The organism is Mycobacterium sp. 1423905.2 (genome assembly GCF_001673155.1).
Taxonomy (GTDB): domain Bacteria; phylum Actinomycetota; class Actinomycetes; order Mycobacteriales; family Mycobacteriaceae; genus Mycobacterium.
This window is the reverse complement of sequence record NZ_LZLE01000061.1, coordinates 1-2,752: the sequence shown is the minus strand read 5'-3', so window position 1 is coordinate 2,752 and position 2,752 is coordinate 1. Positions and strand designations below refer to the sequence as shown.

Sequence of the window (2,752 nt, the reverse complement as noted above, 5' to 3'; positions counted from 1 at the left end):
CTGATCCCCTTGCGGAAGAAATCCTCGCAGCCGATCAAATACTTCATGTAGCGGTCGTAGACCTCTTGCGACTGGATGGCGATGGCCTGTGCGCGGTTGGCCTCGAGGGCGGCCGCCCACATGTCGAGGGTGCGCGCGTAGTGCAGCTGCAGCGAGTGGATCCGGGTCAGCTCGAAGCCGGCCGTGACGGCGTACTCCCCGACGGTCTGGGGGGTCGGGAGCCAGCCCCCGGGGAAGATCTCGGTGAGGATGAATTGCGAGAAGTGCACGATCTCGTGGGTCAGCCTCATGCCTCGCGCCCTGGCCTCCTTGAAGGACGGGCGAACGATGGTGTGCAACAACATGATTCCGTCGGACGGCAGCGCCTGGTAGGCCATCTTGAAGAAGCGGCCATAGCGCTGGCGGCCGAAGTGCTCGAAGGCGCCGATGGAGACGATGCGGTCGACGGGCTCGTGGAACTTCTCCCAACCCTCCAACAGCACCCGCCGGCTGCGGGGGGTGTCCATCGCGTCGAACGTCTTCTGCACGTGCTCGGCCTGGTTCTCCGACAACGTCAGCCCCACGACGTTGACGTCGTACTTCTCGATGGCCCGGCGCATGGTGGCGCCCCAGCCGCAGCCGATGTCCAGCAGCGTCATGCCCGGCTCCAGCTTCAGCTTGCCCAGCGCCAGGTCGATCTTGGCGAGCTGCGCCTCTTCCAGGGTCATGTCGTCGCGCTCGAAGTAGGCGCAGCTGTAGGTCTGGGTGGGGTCGAGGAACAGCCGGAAGAAGTCATCGGACAAGTCGTAGTGGGCTTGCACGTTTCCAAAATGCGGCGTCAGCTGCACAGACATGTCGAGAAGAGCCTTTCGTTACGTGGAGGCAGAGACGCCCTGCCGGCACGGCGCGTGTGCGTCGCCCCCGAAGCACCCCCTGCATGCTAGTCGCTGCGGGCGATGCACGTCGTTCTCACTAGCGGCACATAGCGTCACATGAGACGGGCCGAATTGACAAAATGAGATTCGCCACGCGATATGAGCGGCCCTATAGCGGGGACTGGTCCTGCTGCCCCCGGGGCGGAACGATCGGCGACGGATGGGGCTCTTCGCGGAACTTGTCCAGCGATCCGCCGACCTCGACGATGCCCTTCAACGCGTTCCAGCTCAGCATCGTCAGGTAGTCGATCAACTCGTCGCGGCTCATGCGCGGGAAAGACATCCAGGAGTGCGTGGCCAGCTGCACGCCGCCGACGATCAGGTAGGCCCACGGCTCCGCCCCGCCGGTGTCCATTCCCGCCTGCTGCATGCGGCGGCGCATCAGCACCGCGAGCATGCGGGCGATGATCCGGCCGGAGTCTGCGATCACCTTGCTCTTGCTGGCCGAGCTGTTCGACATCACGAAGCGGTACGGCTCGGGTTCGTTCGCGACCGTTTCGACGTACACCCGGATGACCTCCCGGGTCAGGTCGAAGCCGTCCAGATTGGACGTCAGCGCCGCGGCCAGGTTGGGAATCAGCGTGGTTTGGGTGAACCGCATCATCACGGCGGTCGTCAGGTCGTTCTTGTCGACGAAGTAGCGATACAGCACCGTCTTGGATACGCCGATATCCGCGGCGATGTCATCCATGCTCAAGGTGCCACCATGCCGCCGGATCGCGTCGATCGTGCCGTCTACCAACTCGTTGCGGCGCTCCACCTTGTGCTGGTGCCAGCGCCGCTTGCGACCATCTGTCTTGGCCGCCACCGCCAACGTTCGCTCTGCCACTGTCGCCGATATCCCATTCACTAGACGTCCTCGATACTACGGCGTGCGGCCCTGTTTCGAACGCTGACCGCGCCCCCCCGCGGGCTTGTGAACAGTGCGGTCACACCTAAACGCCCGCGACGATGAATGATGGAGTGGTGGTACACAGGGCCTCGCCCCGAGGCGAAGCACCGGGCCCCCGCGCGGCTGGCCCGGCCTCGACGTCCCCGTCGAGCGATACCGGGCGCCCGCAGCCCTCGCTCGCCGAATCCTTCGCCGGCGCCGACACGCAGGCCGACGCCGAGCGCCGGGTGGCGCTGCGCCGGATGAAGGCGGTGGCGCTGAGCTTCCTGATCGGCGCCACCGGCCTGTTCCTCGGCTGCCGGTGGGCCCAGGCCCACGCTCACCTGGGCGCCTGGGTCGGCTATGTCGGCGCCGCGGCCGAGGCCGGGATGGTGGGGGCGCTGGCCGACTGGTTCGCGGTGACGGCGTTGTTCCGGCATCCGCTGGGCATCCCCATCCCGCACACCGCGATCATCAAGCGCAAGAAGGATCAGCTCGGCGAGGGGCTGGGCGCCTTCGTGCGGGAAAACTTCCTGTCGCCCCCGGTGGTGGAGACCAAGCTGCGCGACGCCCAGGTGCCCGGACGGCTCGGCAAGTGGCTGTCGGAGGCCTCGCACGCCGAGCGCGTGGCCGGCGAGACGGCCACGGTGCTGCGGGTGCTGGTCGAGCTGCTGCGCGACGAGGACGTCCAGCAGGTGATCGACAGGATGATCGTGCGCCGCATCGCCGAGCCGCAATGGGGGCCGCCGGTCGGGCGGGTCCTGGCGTCGCTGCTGGCCGAGAACCGGCAGGAGGCGCTGATCCAGCTGCTGGCCGACCGGGCCTTCCAGTGGTCGCTGAACGCCGGCGAGGTGATCCAGCGGGTGGTCGAGCGCGACTCGCCGACGTGGTCACCGCGCTTCATCGACCACCTGGTGGGCGACCGCATCCACCGCGAGCTGATGGAGTTCACCGACAAGGTGCGCCG

Annotated in this window: 3 protein-coding genes; 1 reads left to right on the top strand and 2 read right to left on the bottom strand. The window is 67.0% G+C overall.

Annotation, left to right across the window (positions count from 1 at the left end; genetic code table 11):
* Positions 1-833, bottom strand: an 833-nt coding sequence (locus A9W95_RS03750; RefSeq protein ID WP_067409291.1) for a cyclopropane mycolic acid synthase family methyltransferase, incomplete at its 3' end; no start/stop codon positions are given.
* A gap of 190 nt (positions 834-1,023) precedes the next feature.
* On the bottom strand, positions 1,024-1,743 hold the full coding sequence (locus tag A9W95_RS03745; protein ID WP_067409290.1) for a TetR/AcrR family transcriptional regulator: 720 nt from the start codon (positions 1,741-1,743) through the stop codon (positions 1,024-1,026).
* A gap of 134 nt (positions 1,744-1,877) precedes the next feature.
* Between A9W95_RS03745 and A9W95_RS03740 the strand changes: the two genes are divergently transcribed.
* Positions 1,878-2,752: DUF445 domain-containing protein (locus A9W95_RS03740; RefSeq protein ID WP_156745983.1), on the top strand; the 875-nt coding region annotated here is incomplete at its 3' end.